The sequence below is a fragment of the Marisediminitalea oceani genome, assembly GCF_003731635.1.
In the GTDB taxonomy this organism is placed as follows: Bacteria; Pseudomonadota; Gammaproteobacteria; order Enterobacterales; family Alteromonadaceae; genus Alteromonas; species Alteromonas oceani.
In genome coordinates this window covers 161613-180644 of sequence record NZ_RCUA01000020.1, presented here as the reverse complement: position 1 = coordinate 180644, position 19032 = coordinate 161613, and the positions used below count along the sequence as shown (strand labels likewise).

The following is a 19032-nucleotide window of genomic DNA, read 5'->3' as shown; positions in this document are numbered from 1 at the left end:
TTAATAAAAAAGCCCGTAAGGGCTTTTTTATTGTCTGTTACTTTGGAAGTTGTAGGTTAACCCCAGTGATATTCGGGTTTCGTTTAAATCAACGGCGTCTCTTCGAAGAACTTGATTTCCGCCACCATCAAGATAACGAACATCTGCATTCACTGATAAATTTCTGGAAAGGTTGCTGCGTAACCCGATGCTGTAAATTCGAGAGTTATTATCCCGGCTTTCACCATTCACTGTGAAATCCATTTTTGCAAATTGAATACGGCTGTAGACCGAGCTTCTGGCGCCAACTTGCAGACTGGCGTTTAATCCAACTATTCTTTGAATTTGCTGTCTGTTGTCAACACTGTAATCAGAATCCACATAGCGCGTATCGAATACTAATTTTAACCTACGTTGTTGATACCCAATACTACCACCAAGTTGGCGGCGAAGGATGACCTGGTCAGTTAACTCAGGTATAACCTGACTAAACTGAACAACTTGTTCTCCAGGTTGTAATTCATAATCAAGCGTATCAGGCTGAAAGCAGTCGATGATATCAACAGACCCGGCAGGGCAAACGAACGTACCGGCATCCACAGTATCAAAAATCATATTGGAAAACGTTGTGGTTCGCTCCTGATATGAAATGGTTGTGCGCAGACGTCTGGTTCCATGACTCAGACTAAACTGGCCAGCTTCCCCGTAATAACGCCGGCTATATTGCGCCTGCAGGTTGGTTCTGGGGGAAAACTGCCAACTGGTTGCCACGCCAACGAATGTTTTACCGTCATCTTCACCATCGGTAGAAACCTTATTCAGAGTCAGTCTGAAAAAGCGTTCTGCGGCTGGGCGGTAATTAAATCCTATTCCATAGGTATCAAACTTAGAGAACTGAGCTCCAAATCGGGCAGAAAAATTAGCCAGTTCTCCCTCTATGTCATTCTCTTCGTGTGTAGCAGTGGTTATTAGCCCTAGGTCACCGTAAACTCGGAAGCCAATTACGCCGTTAACCAAAACAGACTCAAACAATCCACGATCCTGACGATCAGTTCTACGATATGAGCCCGTGACATTCCAATAAATATTGCGAAACCAATCACCGTTGGTTAAATCAGCATTTACTGACACACCTGTTGAATCTATAAATCGATTGAATGTGTTGGTATTGTCTTCCGCTTCCTCTAATGAGTCATCAGACTCGCTCTCAAAATAAAGACCGGTCAAACTTAATCCCCACACATCACCGCGAGGAATATTTAATCTCGCACCAGCACTGTGAGAGGTAATTTTACTAAGGTCATCAGAGTTCAACAGGTAATCGGATGAGACATAGGTCTCCGGACGATAGGACTGGTACCTTTGAGCACCTTGCCCAAATATCTGAAATACATTGTCGATAATATTCAGATTACCTGCGTAGTTAAACTCGGTAAAGTTCGATGAGCGACTGCCTTCATCAACATCAAAGCGCTGATAACGCTGCGTCGCAGAGGCCGTAGCGTTTGCTTTTTTACTGGCATACACACCCGTTAGCGTTGGGGAGATCTGAATCACGTTTCGATCCTGATACCTGCTGTCCTCGCTATCAGTATCAAATGACTGATTGATCAAAGATGAATTTACAGCACCTCTGAACTGCACATCAGCATGCAAGTTAGCGCTGAAGGTCGCTCCTATCAGCGTTGCGATAATTGCCGGGCGAAATATATTGATCCTTTCCACAAGCTATCCTTTATCGCTGCTTATTTAGATGGCTCACTACCGTAGTAGTAGCCATAGTAATTGCCGTTATCGGCGCTTTCGTTAACTGCTTTGTTAACCACGAAACCTACCGCCATATCAGGGTTGAGCCGGTCGACGATATTATTGATATCATTTAACTTGGTTCGGCCTTCCTCTGTAACAATAACCGCCTGGCCGGCAAAACTTGCCAGTACTGCTGATTCATTAATACCGATTAACGGTGGCGTATCGATAATAACAATACGATCAGGATAGCGATTGGAGAATTCATCAATCGTGTAATTCATTCGCTCACTGGCTAGTAATTCAGTAGACAAATGGTGCGTTTGACCGGCCGGAATTATTCTCAATTTATCCACGTTAGTGCGATAAAGGACATCAGAAATATCCTTGTTTTCATCCAGCAGGTATTCCATTAGTCCTTCGCCAGGGTTTACCCTTAAGGTTCTGGTAACATTAGGCTTAAGAACGTCTGCATCAACTAACAGAACGGTTTTATCCTGCTCTGCGGCAAAACTTAACGCTAAGTTAATAGCGGTAAAGGTTTTACCTTCTGATGGACGCGCACTGCTCACCATAATGATGTTGCTGTTTTTTAGCGTCTTAGAGAGCGCGCCGAAAGCATTTCGCAAGAGTTTACGCTTGATTTCTCGGTATTCTTCGTTAATCAATTTACGCGCGTTGCTGACAGAAACAAACCCTCTTTCATCAAGCTCTTCCAGGTTTATGGTCAACCGTAGCGCTTCATTATCTGCATTAACCGCAGCACCTGGTTTTGATTTTGCGGTTGTTGAGGTTGGTGTTACCTGTTTCTCTGTTACAGGTGTTTGGACAGGCTGTTCAGCTTTTGCAGCTTGTTGCTTTTCCAGAGTTCGCTCAATGGTAGACGATTTCTTCTCTTCCTGGATGTCCTCTGCTTGTTGAGCGGCCTGTTTGGCTGCAGCTTCTTTTTGTCGCTGCAAGGCTTTTTCTATTGTGTTATTAGCCATTATAGGAACCTCTCTACCAGGTTAACATGCGCTACTTCTGCTGCCAGCAGAATAGCATACATGGTTACAATTGCCCCGGAGGATAAGATAAACAGGAACACTCGCATACGGTTTCTACGTTGGATCTGCTTCAGGTTTAAATGCGTTACCGCACCTAACACCGGGAACGATGTAAGGGATGTTAATTGTCTGCCACGAACCAACACTGGTCTGATTTGACTGATAGCGAAGGCTAGTGCAATGCCCATACCGAAGCCAAGCACAAGAATACCCGTGTAATATACAAGCCGTTTGGGTCCGGTAGGGGTATCTGGCACCAACGGTGGCTCGATGATTCTGAATTGCAACTCTTCGGACGATACATCGGCTCTACGAGAAAGCTCTGCAGCTTCTTTTCTACGCAATAGTTCTTCGTACTTCTGCTTGGTAATACCGTAATCACGGTTAAGCGCAGTAGACTCAGCCTCAATCTGTGGAACCAGGTCAATCTTGTTTCTTAATTCCTGGATCTTGGCTTCATAATCACTTTCTCTAACTCTCAGCGAAGCGATTTGCCCTTCCAGTCTGCTGACTTCGAGTTTTAATTCCGTAGCAAGAGGGCTCAGGTTAGTGTCATCACCATCTTCGCTGGTTTCACTAAAATAGGCTTTCAGTTCATCCTGGCGAGACTTTTCAAGTGACGCTAACAAGTTTTTAGCTTCAATTACGTCGGGGTGTTTATCGGTGAATCGCAACTTTAACTGGTCGATTTTCTCTTCCAGAGACTTGATTCTGTCATCATAGCGAGTGGTAATTACTGGCGTGTTGTCGCCCTGGCGCACATCAAATCCGTCAGTGGCGCGACCTGAGCTCATCTGACTTTTCAGTGATGTTACCTGCTGCTGTAATTCTCTAATTTGCAGTTGGGTACTTTCCAGATTACCGGTTGCCCCCTGAAGAGTAGAATAAAATGAACCGGATACCGGTAAAATATCGTTATAGCGTCGCTGGAAATCTGCGAGGCGTTGTTCAGCTTCGATTAGGCGCGTTTCATATTCTGAAATCTGCTCGTCCAGAAAGCGGCTGGCAGTATCGGTATCCCTTCGATTGTTGCCTAAGCTCCCTTCAACAAACAAATCGAGGGTTTCCTGAACCACTCGCTTGGCAAGTTCCGGGCTTTTATTAGAGTATGAAATATTATAAATGTTGTTTCTACCAGTCCTGTCCAGCTTGATGTTATCACTTAAAGCATTGATTAGCTTGGCATAACCATCAGCTGTATTAACTGTTATATCCAGATCTGACTCCCTGGCGATAATTTCAATGTTGGACCGACTTAGTAAGGTCTGTGCCATCATCGCAATTTCTTGCTGCGGATTGGTTTGAATTGCTAAACCGCTTAGCAAAGGTTGTAGCATGGAGCGAGTATCTACAAATACAACAGCCTCGGACTTATAAACGTCAGGCATCATTGCTACATAACCAAATCCAATAGGACAGATCAGCCACGAGCAAAGCATTATGTAGCGCTTTTTTAACCAGATCCCACGAATATAATCGAGGACCATCTCAATAGTTTGTTGCAATTCCTGCATGATTTCGTCCGTTTACCGCAAATTAGACACAGTGATTTTAGTTCTGCTTTCTAGAACCATGCTTCTGGAATAATAACGATATCACCAGGCAGCATATCGACATTCTTAGAAATATCACCATCTCGAATTAAATCGTCTATTGCGATTTCGTAGGTTCTCTGGCGACCATCAACAACACGGATAAGCTTCGCATTATTGCCGTTCGCAAACTCAGTTAAACCACCTACTGCAATCATTAAATCAAGCAGAGTCATATGCTCAGTGTAGTTAATTGCCGTTGGGTTGGTTGCTTCCCCAATTACCCGGACCTGTTCACTTAAAGGACCTGAAAAGCCATTTACGCTCACAGTAACTCGAGGATTATTGATGTAAGTTGATAATTTTTCTTCGATTTCTCTTGCCAGCATTGTAGGGGTACGACCTGAAACATCCAGATCTTCAACCAGCGCAGTAGTGACCTTACCATCGGGACGAACCACAAAGCTTCCCGAGATTTCAGGGTTCCGCCAAACAAAAATTGACACATTATCACCAGGGCCAATCAGATATTTGTAGTCATTAACATCCGTGGTGAGTGAGGGACGGGTGGTAGCCTGGGGCAGACTGCTGGTTCCACTACATCCGGTCAGTAAAGTTCCCAGTGCAGCTGCAACGAGTAATAACCTGGTATTTACCTTTTCCATGCTTTTCTATCCTGTACTTAACAAATTAATTGACGGGTGACGTCTCAACTTATCAGACTTTTTGAGTCAGTTGTTAAAATTTAGCCACTAATATAATGCGATAGTGTGTAATTAGTCTATCTCATTCAAAAAAAATGTCATATCATAAATCCTGACAGCGGAAATTACGTCAATAACAGGCTGGTAAAAGACAATATGGCAGTTGCAAAAAACAGACAAAATAAGCGTTCTAACGCGTTGGTTATCACAGAAGCTTTGCTTGTTTCGTACGTGGGTTACATTACCAGCTTTATCTTGGTTCAGCTAAATCTGATTGCTGAACCCGATATTGAAAATCTGACAATTAATATCTTTCTGATTACGCTTTCAGTGCTGCTCTGCTCATTGTCTGTGGGGCTTTATGAAGCAAAGCTCCGAGAGACTTTCAGGGGGATTATCCGGCGTATATTCGTAAGTTTGGGTCTGAGTTATTTCATCGTAGAAATTCTTACCGGCACTTTATTTGCCTCGCTGGATATGCATTCCTATTATCTACCTACCGCAATATGTCTGAATATCATCGCGCTGGTCTTTTTCCGCTATTTTACTAACCGTTTGGGCCTGCTGGGGCTTGGTCGCGTCCGCTTGGTTGTTCTGGGAGCCGGGGAACGAGCATCGATTATTGAAAAGCGAATGCGACGCGATGTTGACCGTCTGGGCTTCGAACTACTTGGTTTTGTACCCGTGCCGGGAGATAACCGGGAAGACGGGATAAAAAATGAAAAAATTATCCACGTTAAAGTCGATGAAAGTCTGCGTAATTTTGTGGTTGAAAATGACATTGAAGAAATTGTAATTGCCTGCGACCAACGGCGCGGCACTTTGCCTATAGAAATCCTCTTTGACTGTCGTTTGCGCGGTATCGAAGTCACGGATCTACTCGACTTTATGGAACGAGAGACTGGCCAGATTGCAGTGAACCTGATGTACCCCAGTTGGGTAATCTATTCCAACGGCTTCCATTCGCAAAACTACCTGCGTGATGCCCTTGACTATTCGATGAATGCCATACTGGCTTTATTTGTGTTGTTTTTTGCATGGCCGTTTATGCTCATTACGGCAATGATCATTTACCTGGATGACGGACGCAGAACGAAAACTTCGGTGTTCTATAAACAAGAACGTGTCGGGCAAAACGGGCGGTTATTTAAGATTATAAAATTCCGCAGTATGCGGCCCGATGCCGAAAAAGACGGTGCAAAGTGGGCAACCAAGAACGACAATCGGGTTACCCGCATTGGGGCTTTTATCCGTAAGTACCGAATCGATGAATTACCTCAATTGATCAACGTATTCAAAGGCGAAATGTCTTTCATCGGGCCACGCCCAGAGCGTCCGGAGTTCGTTGAACAACTTGTTAAAGAAGTGCCCTATTACAACCAACGCCACAATGTTAAGCCAGGTCTAGCAGGCTGGGCACAACTCAATTATCCCTATGGGGCAAGCGTTGAAGATTCCATGGAAAAGCTAAAATTTGATTTATATTACGTAAAACACCAAAGTCTGCTGTTGGACATTCTCATTCTAATAAGGACTGTTGAGATTGTTTTATTTGGCAAAGGGCGTTAGTTGTGAGTATTGCAGACCCTCGCTTAAATGCAATGACAGTAGATGTGGAAGACTACTTCCAGGTGTCTGCCTTTGAGTCGGTTTTTAAGCCTGAGGACTGGCCTGAGATCCCACTGAGAGTAGAGGATAACACTAACAGACTACTGGATATTTTTGCTGAAAATAATGTCAAATCGACTTTTTTTACCCTTGGTTGGGTGGGAAAACGCTGTCCGAATCTGATTAAACGGATTGTAGATGAGGGGCATGAACTGGCCAGCCATGGTTTAAACCACAGGCGTGCGACGACCATGGATCGCAAGGCTTTTATAGAAGACGTGCGAACCAGTAAGGCGATTTTAGAAGACGCTGGCGGTGTAGCTATAAAAGGGTATCGGGCCCCCAGCTTTTCTGTAAATGATAGCAACCCATGGGTTTACGAAGTTTTGGTGGAGCTAGGCTTTAGCTATTCCTCAAGCACCTATCCGGTTGTACACGACCTGTATGGCGTTCCGGACTGGCCACGATTTAAACATGAGCGACCTGAAGGCATCACTGAGATTCCGGTGCCGACAATTATCAAGAAAGGTAAAAATGTAGGTATTGGCGGTGGTGGTTATTTCCGTTTGTACCCCTATTGGTTATCGAGAAAACGAATCGAAAGATTTATGCAGACGGAATCTGCGCCTTATAGTTTTTATTTCCATCCATGGGAAATCGACCCCGATCAGCCTCGCATAAATGAGGCACCGCTGAAGTCGAAGGTTCGCCATTACATTAATCTGAGCAAAATGGAAGGCAAACTGAAACAACTTCTGGCTGATTATCGCTGGGGTACAATGCAAGATGCTTACGAACTTAAATAATATCGCGGTGGTAAATCATGCAGGAGCAAGCAGTCGCAGGTAACAGCGATAAGGATATAAATAAGGCCTTTACTGCCGTAATGGTACCCGTGATTCTGGTCTTATTGGGATGGGCTGCGGTATTTCATCAGGGGTTGGTTACTGCCATTACCATCTGGTACAACTCTGATATATTTAATCATTGTTTATTTGTCATCCCCGGCACTTTTTTTCTTATTTACCTTAAACGTAAAGCGTTGCTTGCACAGCCAATAAAGCCTAACTACTGGGTAGCGGTGCTTATTCTACCGGCTATTGTGCTTTATGGCATCGGCCTCGCCGGCGACGTGCAACTATTCATGCATGCAGCTATGTTTGGTTTGCTACCGGTACTCATATGGATGGTGCTTGGTAATAAAGCTGCGTGGCAAATTCTATTTCCATTGGTGTTTATCCTCTTTTGTATTCCTGTAGGGGAAGAGCTGGTTCCTTACTTGCAACAAATCGCTGCCAGATTTTCAGTAGACCTGCTTGAGCTATCCGGGATCCCTGTATTTCGCAGTGGACTTTACATTGAAATACCCAAAGGGCGCTTTTTGGTAGCAGAAGCCTGCTCCGGGATCAGCTTTTTTATTGCATCTTTGGTGATCGGTTGTCTTTACGCTTATCTCAATATGTACAGCCCTCAGCGACGAGCGCTATTTGTGTTACTGTCGGTTATATTTCCTATTGCTGCAAACATTATCCGAGTTTACGGCATCATACTGATCGCACACCTATCCGACATGCAGTATGCAGTAGGTGCAGATCACCTTATCTATGGCTGGTTTTTCTTTGCTTTTGTTATTGTATGTTTAATTGGGCTTGGCGAGTTACTGCGTGAAAAAGTAGCACCGCAACGCAATGATACAGTGCTTACTATTCAGTCCGGAGCTCCTATAACTGCAGCAAGAGGTGGCTTGATTTCAGTTGCTGTCTTATTAATGGCTGCCGCAGGGTGGTATCAGTTTATCGCCAGTGCTATACCCGATAAGCAAGTACAACAGTTTGAGTTCGCTAATAACCTGAGCAAACCGCTTAGCGAGGACGAAGTTTACTGGTTAGCGTGGAAGGCGAAATTCCGCTCGCCTACAGTAGAGCAGTATCAGCAACTCACCACACCTTATGATTCTCCGATCACTGTCTACCAGGGTTTTTATGCTGCGGGGGACGGTGAACTGGTAAGCTCGTTAAACCGTCTTTATGATCAGGACAGTTGGACCAGGGTAGAGGTAATTGACGTGCCGACTTCTGCGGAGTATCCGTTCGCTGTGGAATTGCTTTCCTCACCAGCCGGTAACTTGCGGTTGATAGCCAGTTGGTATGTATTAGCAGAAGATACCTTTGCCGGTAAACAACAAACTAAACTTCAACAAATCGCTACCACATTGGGTGGAGAGCCATCTCATGGCGCAGTCGTAATTATGTCGATGGAAGTGGAACGCCGTTTTCTACAAGCACAGCAACAGTGGTTCATGGATAAAGTGTCTCAGTTATACCCTGAACTCACACAGCAATCGCGTCTGGCCGGTAACTAACTGTGTCCAAACACATTGGCAGTCTGCGAGCCTTGCCTGGCTGGTTAAACCGGCTCGTGGTGTGGAGCCAGTTGCATGACGTAAAAGGCAAGTATGCTTTTTATCGGTGGATGTGTAAGCACTATTCAGATTGCTATGTATGTTATCAGTTCGAGCAGGCCAGTTTCGTTCTGCCGGTCGATGAGTGGTGCTTTTGGCTCGAGGGCGGGCCGGATAATTATTATCCGGATGAATTCGGCCCATTTTGCGATTTGCTCAACAACCTCGGTCCCTTTTCTTTTTTTGATTTGGGGGCTGACATAGGCACTGTGAGTGCACTGGTATCGCGAAACTGCGCAAGGCTGCAGAACATTGTGGCCTTTGAACCCAATCCTGGCTCTCACGCCATGCTTCGTCATAACCTTGCCGGCCTCAAAGTCCCCGCAATGCCAGTAAATCAGGCGGTTTCTGACTTTGACGGCATGGTGAGTTTCACTACCAGTAACAGTCAAACCGGCGACCATGAGGGCCATATTACGCCAGGCTCTATTGGAGATACCAGAGTAACTTCCATTGATAGCTATCTGACTGACAATGTTATAACCCTGGCGGATATACTGGTGCTTAAAATTGATGTGGAAGGCCAGGAAATTCCTGCTGTAAAAGGGGCTCTGGCGAGTATTCAGCGTGCCTCTGGCGTAGTGCTTCTGCTGGAGATACATCCCGAGGTACTAGCCTCCCAAGAGCAAACGCCTGAAGATATGTTTGGCGAAATTGAATCGATACTCGATGTGAGTTGGTTTGTGCCGATGTTCGGTCAGCGGAAGGTTGACAGACTGCAACCTTTTTTCAATCAGTTTCCGGCGCAGCAATACGACGTGATAGCATTAACACCATCCCTGCAGCATTTGCTTTAATTACGAGCCGGGTAAAGCGTATCAAACACTTGTTGTTGATAGTGCGCGGGGAAGCGTTCGATGATGGTTCTTTTAAGGGCCGGTGGCAGTTCGGTTAAGCGATAATTATCTTCTAACTCTGCACTTCCGCTATTACGTTTGCGGATTTTTTTATTCGTCCCGTTTTCTGCAATCAAAACGCCTTGGGTAGCTTCAAAGCGGTATTCAATGGCGTTGGGATACCCATGATGTTGGAGCCCCCAGTTTTGCTTAACAGTGGTGTCAGGGGAGGATTCAAGAATGATGCCGGCGTCGGCATAAGGATGATTGTTATCGGCGTGATAAATTATGTTGCCGCTAATCAACCCGCCCTGATTACCTCTGCCTCCCATACCAAAACCTATACCGCGGTCGCTGTTGATAATAACATTGTCGACTACCTGATTGTGACCACTATTATTCCACAAGTGAATAGCATGCTCAGCTACTCTGTCTGCGGGGCTGGCTATACCAAAAAACTGGTTGGAATCAATTAACCAGTGCTGACCAAGGTGTAAGTCCACGCCACCAATATAATACTGCGGTCCAATACCCTCTGTATAGCCGAAGGTGCAGTGACGGATAATACCGTGGTCTGCCGCAGTTGGACTATTAGCCCGGTGACTGACTTTAAGTAACTGTTCATAAGCATTCTGTAACACACAGTGCTCAATGACAGCATAGTCGGCATTGGCTTCGCCCACGATCTGGATAATATGATGGGGAGCTGATTCCGCGGTTAAGCCTGAAAATGTAAAGTGCTGCCCGGTTACCCTGATAAGGTTTTTAACCCGTTTGGATGGGACCATTCCCGCGCCACGCAGAATCGTGGTGGTGGGATCGCCAGAAGCTGACTTCAATGCAACATGATTGCCAGTGATATTCAGGGTCGAACTGAGCTGATAGATACCCTCGGCAATAAGGATAAGTGTATTGCCTCGCTGGTTGGCTTGTTTGACGGCTTTGTAAAGCCCCTGCTCAGTATCAACTTTGACGGTATATTGATATTGCTGAGAGATAGTTAAATCATCAGCCTGGCAAAAAGAAGCGAATAACATAAGAAAAGCCAGGCGGAATAAGCGTTGCATACTATGACTCCCCCGGGGGCTTACGGCTGCCGAGAACTTTAGCCGGATTACCACCCACAATAGCGTAGTCAGGTACGGGGTTGATAACCACACTCCCTGCACCAATCACACACTTTTTACCAACGTCGGCCATCACCAAGGCCCCGTTACCCAGCCAGCTATCCTCGCCAATAGTCACCTGAGTAAAAACGCCACCTTGTTCACGTAGGGGGGTATCCGGGTCTGAGAAGTTATGCTGACCTTTGCCGCTCATAATATGCACGGCGCTGCCTAATAAGCAGTTTTTCCCTATGGCGCATTTGCCTATATTGCATTGTGGTCCGATATAGGTACCTGCGCCGATTTGTGTGTCGTGTTGGGAGAATAAGGTACCGAAACCGATAACCAATTCCTGACTGGTGTGCTTAAAGATGAGTGAGTAAAACGCAGCTCTTAAATAGACACCCAGCATACCCGGCCACAGGCTCATTAACTGTGACCAACTGGTAGTCGCCTGATCGGCCCCCATCAATGCACTTTGTAGCTTAAATAACAGATAAAAGGGCAAGGAAAGGAACACGAACAATAGCCGTAAGAGCATTTTGACAAAGGCTTTCATTGAGGCGTCGCCTTATCGTTGTCGAGCAGTTGTAGCAAAGGGGTCAGAATGCCGTCCCAGGAATAGTGTTCGTCGATAGTTGCCAGGGCACTATTGCGAACAGTCTGGTAGTGGTGAGGGGCTGCCATTAATCGTTTGATGGCATCAAACATATCATTTGGCTCGTCACCGACCTCAATATTTTGCCCCGGCGTGCACTTTATACCTTCAGCTCCCATTGAGGTACTGACCACAGGTAACCCGCACGCAAAGGCCTGCAGGATTTTGTTCTGAATACCTCGGGCTATCCGAAATGGCGCAACAAATATGTTGCTCTCATGGAAGTAGGGCAATATGTCTTCTACAAATCCCGTGACTCTGACATTGTCTACGCCTTGCAACCTGGCGATAGCCGGGGTTGGGTTCATGCCGGCAATAGTCAGCGTAGCGTCGGGCCAATGAGTTAACACGCTCGGCCAGACCTCGTTATAAAACCACAACATAGCATCTACGTTAGGCGTGTAGTCCATTACACCGGCAAACAACAAATGTGGTGTTTTTACCTCAGCTGCTTGAGTCGCCGGATAAAATTCAGCCGGGTCAATTCCATTGCCAATAGATAACACCTCGGCTGCAGGATTTCCCGCTTGCTGTTTGTACAAATTAGTTTCTGGTTCGGCAACAAAAAAGCAAGCATCAAACTGTTCTCCAACCCGATTTTCAAGGCGTCTGACTAAACTGGCTTCCCGCTGATAAACCCAACGCATTGGCGGTTTGGTGTTGCGTGAATACTGAAGCCACTTGTGAGAATCCATGTCCATAAAATCCATGATAAGGCGGGGCCGCCTGGCTTTTTTTGCTAATGCCGTGGAACGGAAAACATAATTCGCCATACTGGAAGCAGTACAAACAATGGCATCAATATTTTGCCGCTCTAGTAAATCATCTATTTGTTTCTGTAATCCGCTACTGTAAAAATGCGCTTCACTCAAAGAGGTGTTACCGGCGATACCACTCATATAACGAAGCAGTTTGTGACTAAGCGCTTGACTAAGCGTGTGGCAGCCATATTCTTGCTCCAGTCTTTTGAAGTAATCGAGTTCGTCCGATTGTTCGTAAGGGGCAGCTACAGTTACTTCTATGCCATTACTGCGCAAAAAGTTTATCTGGTGGAAAGAGCGTAGTTTCTCTCCTTTATTTGGCGGAAAAGGTATCCGCTGGGCAAGGTACAAACAGTGCAAGAGTGATCTCGTTTAGTTGTTATAGGCATATGTTTTGATTAGTGTATTATGCTTTCTGGTGAATAAAAAGCCATAACGGCATGTGAATAACATTTCTGACATTGGCAGTATCTGAACGATTGCCGATTGCGTCGCAAGCGGTCTATAAATGCCCTTGCGAAGCAAATGCTTATTTACACTTTCCCGAGCCAACGCTATTCTGCAAAGAGTTGGTATTTCAATCATTTTTCGGAGTAACAATTGAAGACGCTGGTACTAACTCAGAACTTTCCGCCTGCATCCGGAGGCAGTGGTCGTTGGTTCTGGGAACTCTATTCACGTTTAGGCAGCGATTACATTGTTGCCGCCGACGAGATGACCAATTCTGAGGTATTTGATTCCAACGCGCCAATGGCTATTCATCGTCTGCCGCTTTACAGTCCACAATGGGGCGTAGCTAATCTGCAAGGCTTAAAATATTACTGGCAGTCGTTCAGATCGCTCAGGCGATTAGTGAAAGAGCAGGACATCAGCTATATCCATTGTGGCCGAGTCCTGCCTGAGGGGCTGATGGCATGGATGCTGAAGAAAACTCTGGGCATACCTTACCTGTGCTACGTGCACGGTGAAGATCTGGAAGCCAGCGCTTTATCCCGCGAATTAAACAGCCTGACCAAACTGGTGATGCGCAGTGCCGATAAGATAATCTGCAACAGCCACAACAGTGCCAATATTGTTAGTCGCGTGGATGACAGTGTGAATCATAAAGTCACAGTAATGCATCCGGGCGCTGACACAAACAAGTTTTATCCGGTTGAAAATAAAGATGAGGATTTTCTCTCCTCCATGGGGTGGGATGGGAAAAGTGTCATTCTGACGGTTGGTCGATTGCAGGCTCGTAAGGGGCAGGACAAAATGATTGAAGCCATGCCTGAGATTTTAAAGCGCTGTCCACAGGCTCACTATGTGATCATTGGCCATGGCGAGAGCCGTCCTCACCTGGAGTACTTGATTGAGTCACTGGCATTGCAGGATCACGTTCAAATGCTAACGGATTGTGACGATGAAACCATGATCAAATGCTATCAGCAATGTGATGTGTTTATTCTGCCCAATCGAACAGAGGGGCAAGACATCGAAGGTTTTGGTATGGTACTTGTGGAAGCGCAGGCCTGTGCAAAACCGGTCATTGCCGGTGACTCAGGTGGCACTAAAGAAACATTACTTGCCGGTGAAACTGGTGAAATTGTGGATGCCACTAAGGTAAGTGCCCTGGCCGACGTTATCATTTCATTTATAGAAAATCCGGCTCGCTGTGAAGCCTATGGTAAAGCAGGTCGAAAACATTCGGTTGAGGCCTTCGACTGGGACAATGCGGCAATAAAAGCCCGCTCGGTGTTTGCTTAGTAGGAATTAGTTAACTGAATAAAGGCAAGCTTAAATAGTTATCCGATTGATGCTTATTTGTGTGTAAATTTAATTCTTCTCATCTTTATTAATTCATTAAGTGTTTTTAACTGACTATAAAGTAACACAGGATTCGCACATCAACCTTTGTTGCTATCGGGCGATAATATACGACTGTAATATTGGGTAAAATTGTCTAAATAAGCATTGAAACTAAACTCGTTGACTACTCGTTCTCTCGCATTTTTAGCCAGCTTAGCTGCTTTTTCCGGAAAGTCTAAAAGCTGCAAAACGGCTTTAGCTAACTGCTCAGGCTCTTTTGCTTCTACCAATAAACCATGCTCATTATTTGTAATAGCTTCGGGTATACCGTTTACATTAGTCGTTACGATTGGCTTCTGCATAGCCATTGCTTCCAGTATAGAGACCGGAAAAGCCTCCTGATGCGAGGCACAGACGAGCACATCAATTTTTGACAATAACTCTCTTACGTTATTTACCTGACCATGAAAAGTAACTGAATTTCCCACACCAGTCTCTTCTGCATACGCTTTTAATAATTGTTCCCGGGGAGCTGCTAAAATGTCACCGCCGATGATATCAAACTGAGTTTCTGGTCGCTGAGCAAGAACTATTTTGGCCATATCAAGAAAATCTATATGACCTTTTCTCTCCTGCAAATTTGCCACTATGCCAATTCTCGGGCTGTCGTTATGACAGGCAACTGGTAAAAATCTATGGATATCGACGCCATTATGAATGACTTGATGTATTGCTTTCGGGCAAACGCTCGACAATGAATCTCCGGTGGCTGTTTTTAACTCTTTACTGCAGTATGCAAATGCGGTTGGCTTTGGAATACATCTGAAAAGCCAACTGACATAATCGTCTCTAACCGGGAAATGCATGTGACATAAAACGGGTATATTTGCCATTCTGGCAGCAGGTAATACTGCTCGGGCGCACCTTAAATCAGCACAATGCAGTAATTTAATCTGATGCTTTTTAAATACCTTAACAAGCCTGATAATATTGCGAATTGTTGCAATCGGCGAAGTAAGTTCAGGCTGCGCTAATTGGGTCACAATAACCTTACAGCCTTTGTTTTCGACTAAATCGCCAAACGGGCCATTTTCCGGAATGAGCAGAGCCGGGATATAAGTAGTGCTGGTGAGGAGCCCATCGATTAGGGCTTCAGACATCCTCTCAGCCCCGCCAATTTCTGAAACACTGTGCACAAAGGCAATCACTTTTGCCACTATAATCAGCCTTGTATCTAACTATTGAATTGATAATACGTTGTATCGGAAAGGAATACCACAGTGATGTCGCTCGTTGAAACGATGCTAAATTTGCTATAAGAGCGAGTTTGTTCTGTGCCTAATCAGAACAAACGTAAAATCATTGGCAGGCTACGAATGTCTGAATAATTAACAATACTTTTAATTATATTTATCAAACTTTTGGCGTTGGAAATATTTGCCTTAGGTTGAAGGTTTACAGAGAGATATAAAAGAGCTTAATATGCATTGATATAGTCCATTTTCCAGGAAATTGATTTTGGCTCCCCCAACCTCAGGCAATATTTGGGTGATTTTTTGTCTATATTCGAAGGATCGAGTGACGAAAAATCAACGAAAGCTGGAAGCACTTTTACAAATATTGCTTAAAAATCGTGTTGAAGGCATTGTTCTTGTTGATAATTCTCAACAGGATTTAGACTCACATATTGCCCGGTTCACCAACCTGTCTTCCAAAATATATACGCTCAAAGGCTCCAATACTTACGGAGAATTTTCAGCCTGGGTTGAAGGCATGGAAAAAGTAAAAAGTGAGTATGGCGCAAAATCATTTATCTTGTTTAATGACACAGTGTTTAGTCATTTTAAACTGTTTTACTGGAAAATTATAAATTTCCTCTGGCAAATCAGATACTATTCTCATTATGATAAGCCTGTTCAATTGGGTGAAAAGGTGAATTTGCCTTGTCGTTCGACCGTTATGGGAATGTCGCATCAACATTTTATTCGTTCTGCATTTTTTTACCTGAATCAACCAGCAAGCGAGCTCTTTATATCAGGCTGTCATGACGTGTTCGAATTGGCTGACTCGGCATTCGTTACGGAAAGCAGTTTTGAACTGCTCAGCCATTTTTTCAGTGAATCTGGTGCTTATTATGTTGGTAGCTGGCTTTTTTCGGGAGGCTGGTATGGTTCCAAGCCTTACAAAGATTTTGACCGGAGAATTTTAGAGTTGAAAGTCACAGCAATTGCTTGTGAACACCTGGCCTCTGCTAATTGCCTCGAACATGGAGGTAATGCTGCGGACTCCAACTTACAACGAAACTTTAAAGTGACCGAGCAATTATCATTATTCTGGAGTTTTATTGTGAAGCACCCATTGTTTACATTAGCTATGCTTCGAAAATTGAGAAGCTAATGTGCAAGCCAGGGATTGTTGTAGGCTTTTGTCATTTAATTAAGGTTTAAAATGTTTGTTTTTGTTTGTCCAATTCGCCACCCTGCTTCATCACATAACTACAACGACGTATTGTTTTATTTGCGCAAAACTGTTGAGTCTTTGAGTAATCAAAAAACATCCAGGCCTTACAAGATTATTGTAGTTTGCAATCAGGCACCTAATGAACCGGAGCTTTACCCAAATACATCTTTCGTTGAAGTTGATTTTGCACCGCCTGACGCCAATAAAGGCTCCGGCGTACCATTTGATTTGGTGAAAGAAGACAAGGGATGTAAGGTTTCAGTTGGCTTGTTGTATGCGAAACAGTTTGCCCCTGATTATGTATTTGTTATTGATGGCGATGACTGGTTCAATGTTGCAACCGTCGATTACATTTACCAGTCTGAGCCAAACGATCTTTATTATGCTAACAGTGGGTTCGTGGTGAACCTGGCTAACAACACCTATCTGAAAAAATACGGCATATGTCGTTACTGTGGATCTGCTTATATCTACAAATACAGCGCATTAATGGAGTTATCAGGATTATCTGGAATGGAATATCACGATAATCTGCAGAAAGAAGATTTCTTTGCCGTGGTTGATGAGTTCTTTTTAAAGCATATTATCGGTAACCACCGGCATCAGATTTACGCGTTTAGTAATAACAATTACGCCGTTACAGAGTTAAAAATTCCCGTGGTAGCCTGGATTCTTAATACCGGAGAAAACCATTCAGCACAGAACCCAGGAAATGACGGGCTTCAACTGTCGAAAGAATTTCTCGGGACGTTCGGGATTAGCAGTATAGAACCCAGCATTAAAACAAACGCCCCGATAACATGGGTTAAAGCAAAAATAAAAAGCTTACAGTCTTACCTTGGTTGGATTAAAACGGACAAGTCGAAGGAAAAAGTGTAAAGAACCTGACTTAATCTATGTCGTGATTATAGAAAGGCCTATCTGAATAATAGGTTTTCCTTCCGTATTTCACAGCAAGGTTTTCTTTTCGCAATGGGCGGCGTAAAAGAGTTTCTGCCAGTTTCAGAAGAATACCTCGAGAAGCGAATTTTTTAGACTCACTACGCAGATTCTGAAATGGAGGGTGGAGCTGAGTTACTTTCGTAACGCCCGCTTTGTTATCACCTTCCACTAATAGCTGGGCTTTATCCAAACTTATAGCGTAGTCGCCGGTTTCTATAGGAAGTTTTCCAGGCTCTACTTGCCAAAAATGTGAATCGGGTGGGAAAAAAAACGCCGTGGTAAGTGAACGTATAGACCAGAGAACGCTTCCTCTGCCACTGTAGTTTTCCATAAGATCCGGATGGTTACCATAGTAACCCTGAGTAAAGTTTCCCCCTTTAATACCGCCGTTTAAAGTAAAGTGTTGCCATATAACCTCGAGTGCTCTTCTGGCCACAGGCGCCGTAGAAGGGTCATATTCACATTGCAAAACTAAAGGCGCAGGTGCAGCATAGCGATACATAGCGCTTCTACCAAAAATTGGGATCCCTTCGGCAGCAAAGAAATACTGATAACCGTCAGTAAACTCTTTTAATGCTTGTCGGATAAAATCTGCTTCATGGTCGGGGTAAAACTTGTTAAACCAGAACAAGTAGTAGTGCATTTGCCAGGCATTGTAGTAGTCTAACAGGCCATTCTCGCCATCACCGAACCACCCATTACCCCGATAAAAAGATTTAAACTTTGCGAAGTCTTGTTCTATTTTCAACTGGCGATTCTGACAATGGGAATGAAGAAAAACATTGACCATTAGCCTGAATAAAACCCAGTTTCCGCCGTATAGTTCGACGTTATTGATATCGTCTATCCACTGATAAATAAGATGGAGCTGTTGCTGATTAAAACAATCCGGCTTGTTTTCTGTAAGTAACATTGTCGTCAGCGCGATGTCGCCAGCTTCGACAGCCCGTTGATCGAGATCCTGTATTTTCCCCCAATAGCCTTCACTATTGGGATCAACTCCGCTTGAAATACCATCTACTAGGTGACTATTGATATTAAATTTCTTGCCATTATTTAGCGTTACCGATTCGCCATGGCCTTTAGATAAAAACAGAGCTAACGTTGGAGCTGTGCGAGCAAAGCCCTCGAATGCTTCAACACCGACACCTCTCGTGCCTGCCACACCGGGATAAAGAACACCACTCTTTTCAGCGAGTTTGTAAGCGTCGATACCTTCAATGAAATAGTTTAAAACATTGTAATAATCTTCGAGTTGAAGATGAGTTTGGGATAATTGTTGTTTTAACTCTGAATCCAGGGTGGAAAATCGGTTATCGATTTCAACATCCAGGCTGAAGCTTTGTACGGGATAGAACTTCTTTAGTATTGGTTGAATTTTCTTTATCATGGTCACTGCTGG

The 19032-nt window shown here is 44.4% G+C and carries 16 protein-coding genes; 7 read left to right on the top strand and 9 right to left on the bottom strand.

All coding sequences use genetic code 11. From position 1 onward, the window contains the following. Window positions 1–27: 27 nt before the first annotated feature. From D9T21_RS07565 to D9T21_RS07550, 4 genes are read right to left on the bottom strand one after another with little or no spacing between them, the layout of a single operon-like run. Window positions 28–1704: a porin family protein gene (locus tag D9T21_RS07565; protein WP_123324425.1), complete on the bottom strand. Its 1677-nt coding sequence runs from the start codon at window positions 1702–1704 to the stop codon at window positions 28–30. Window positions 1705–1724: 20 nt separating this feature from the next. After that, window positions 1725–2714: an XrtA-associated tyrosine autokinase gene (locus D9T21_RS07560; protein ID WP_123324424.1), complete on the bottom strand. Its 990-nt coding sequence runs from the start codon at window positions 2712–2714 to the stop codon at window positions 1725–1727. Continuing rightward, window positions 2714–4288 (bottom strand): XrtA system polysaccharide chain length determinant, encoded by a 1575-nt coding sequence (locus tag D9T21_RS07555; RefSeq protein ID WP_123324423.1) that lies wholly within the window; start codon window positions 4286–4288, stop codon window positions 2714–2716. The genes D9T21_RS07560 and D9T21_RS07555 overlap by 1 nt, the downstream gene beginning before the upstream one ends. Before the next feature lie 50 nt (window positions 4289–4338). Then, entirely contained in the window at window positions 4339–4971 is a 633-nt protein-coding gene (locus tag D9T21_RS07550; protein ID WP_123324422.1) for an XrtA/PEP-CTERM system exopolysaccharide export protein, read from the bottom strand. Between the two features lie 195 nt (window positions 4972–5166). On the opposite strand from D9T21_RS07550, the gene D9T21_RS07545 reads away from it, so the two are divergent. From D9T21_RS07545 to D9T21_RS07530, 4 genes are read left to right on the top strand one after another with little or no spacing between them, the layout of a single operon-like run. Continuing rightward, a complete protein-coding gene (locus D9T21_RS07545) occupies window positions 5167–6579 on the top strand; it encodes a TIGR03013 family XrtA/PEP-CTERM system glycosyltransferase (RefSeq protein WP_123324421.1) in 1413 nt (470 codons plus the stop codon). A gap of 32 nt (window positions 6580–6611) precedes the next feature. Continuing rightward, window positions 6612–7424, top strand: a complete 813-nt coding sequence (locus tag D9T21_RS07540) for an XrtA system polysaccharide deacetylase (protein ID WP_123324461.1) — start codon at window positions 6612–6614, stop codon at window positions 7422–7424. Between the two features lie 17 nt (window positions 7425–7441). After that, window positions 7442–8980 (top strand): exosortase A, encoded by a 1539-nt coding sequence (gene xrtA / locus D9T21_RS07535; RefSeq protein ID WP_123324420.1) that lies wholly within the window; start codon window positions 7442–7444, stop codon window positions 8978–8980. A 2-nt stretch (window positions 8981–8982) separates the two neighbouring features. Further along, window positions 8983–9876 carry an FkbM family methyltransferase gene (locus tag D9T21_RS07530; protein WP_123324419.1) on the top strand — a complete coding sequence of 298 codons (894 nt, stop codon included), beginning with the start codon at window positions 8983–8985 and terminating at the stop codon, window positions 9874–9876. Here D9T21_RS07530 and D9T21_RS07525 read toward each other — a convergent pair. From D9T21_RS07525 to D9T21_RS07515, 3 genes are read right to left on the bottom strand one after another with little or no spacing between them, the layout of a single operon-like run. Beyond that, the gene (locus D9T21_RS07525) at window positions 9873–10982 is read right to left on the bottom strand and encodes a right-handed parallel beta-helix repeat-containing protein (RefSeq protein WP_123324418.1); all 1110 of its coding nucleotides are present in this window, start codon (window positions 10980–10982) and stop codon (window positions 9873–9875) included. The two genes, D9T21_RS07530 and D9T21_RS07525, sit on opposite strands and share 4 nt — an antisense overlap. Window position 10983: 1 nt before the next feature. Next, window positions 10984–11580 (bottom strand): acyltransferase, encoded by a 597-nt coding sequence (locus tag D9T21_RS07520; protein WP_123324417.1) that lies wholly within the window; start codon window positions 11578–11580, stop codon window positions 10984–10986. Continuing rightward, window positions 11577–12791: a TIGR03087 family PEP-CTERM/XrtA system glycosyltransferase gene (locus D9T21_RS07515; protein ID WP_241155661.1), complete on the bottom strand. Its 1215-nt coding sequence runs from the start codon at window positions 12789–12791 to the stop codon at window positions 11577–11579. Before D9T21_RS07515 ends, D9T21_RS07520 begins: the two co-directional genes overlap by 4 nt. 249 nt (window positions 12792–13040) lie before the next feature. On the opposite strand from D9T21_RS07515, the gene D9T21_RS07510 reads away from it, so the two are divergent. Beyond that, complete coding sequence (locus D9T21_RS07510; RefSeq protein WP_123324415.1) at window positions 13041–14186, top strand: glycosyltransferase family 4 protein; 1146 nt, start codon at window positions 13041–13043, stop codon at window positions 14184–14186. A 140-nt stretch (window positions 14187–14326) separates the two neighbouring features. Here the strand turns inward: D9T21_RS07510 and D9T21_RS07505 are convergent, their stop codons facing one another. Continuing rightward, window positions 14327–15445 (bottom strand): glycosyltransferase, encoded by a 1119-nt coding sequence (locus tag D9T21_RS07505; RefSeq protein ID WP_123324414.1) that lies wholly within the window; start codon window positions 15443–15445, stop codon window positions 14327–14329. A gap of 361 nt (window positions 15446–15806) precedes the next feature. On the opposite strand from D9T21_RS07505, the gene D9T21_RS07500 reads away from it, so the two are divergent. After that, window positions 15807–16625: a hypothetical protein gene (locus tag D9T21_RS07500; protein ID WP_123324413.1), complete on the top strand. Its 819-nt coding sequence runs from the start codon at window positions 15807–15809 to the stop codon at window positions 16623–16625. A 51-nt stretch (window positions 16626–16676) separates the two neighbouring features. Next, a complete protein-coding gene (locus D9T21_RS07495) occupies window positions 16677–17567 on the top strand; it encodes a hypothetical protein (RefSeq protein ID WP_123324412.1) in 891 nt (296 codons plus the stop codon). A 10-nt stretch (window positions 17568–17577) separates the two neighbouring features. On the opposite strand, the gene D9T21_RS07490 is transcribed toward D9T21_RS07495, so the two are convergent. After that, entirely contained in the window at window positions 17578–19020 is a 1443-nt protein-coding gene (locus D9T21_RS07490) for a DUF2264 domain-containing protein (protein ID WP_123324411.1), read from the bottom strand. Window positions 19021–19032: the final 12 nt, after the last annotated feature.

Coding starts and splice junctions, on each gene's coding strand:
- D9T21_RS07560 (WP_123324424.1), bottom strand. CDS start 2,714: ATGGCTAATAACACAATAGAAAAAGCCTTGCAGCGACAAAAAGAAGCT.
- D9T21_RS07490 (WP_123324411.1), bottom strand. CDS start 19,020: ATGATAAAGAAAATTCAACCAATACTAAAGAAGTTCTATCCCGTACAA.
- D9T21_RS07520 (WP_123324417.1), bottom strand. CDS start 11,580: ATGAAAGCCTTTGTCAAAATGCTCTTACGGCTATTGTTCGTGTTCCTT.
- D9T21_RS07525 (WP_123324418.1), bottom strand. CDS start 10,982: ATGCAACGCTTATTCCGCCTGGCTTTTCTTATGTTATTCGCTTCTTTT.
- D9T21_RS07540 (WP_123324461.1), top strand. CDS start 6,612: ATGACAGTAGATGTGGAAGACTACTTCCAGGTGTCTGCCTTTGAGTCG.
- xrtA (WP_123324420.1), top strand. CDS start 7,442: ATGCAGGAGCAAGCAGTCGCAGGTAACAGCGATAAGGATATAAATAAG.
- D9T21_RS07545 (WP_123324421.1), top strand. CDS start 5,167: ATGGCAGTTGCAAAAAACAGACAAAATAAGCGTTCTAACGCGTTGGTT.
- D9T21_RS07555 (WP_123324423.1), bottom strand. CDS start 4,288: ATGCAGGAATTGCAACAAACTATTGAGATGGTCCTCGATTATATTCGT.
- D9T21_RS07550 (WP_123324422.1), bottom strand. CDS start 4,971: ATGGAAAAGGTAAATACCAGGTTATTACTCGTTGCAGCTGCACTGGGA.
- D9T21_RS07495 (WP_123324412.1), top strand. CDS start 16,677: ATGTTTGTTTTTGTTTGTCCAATTCGCCACCCTGCTTCATCACATAAC.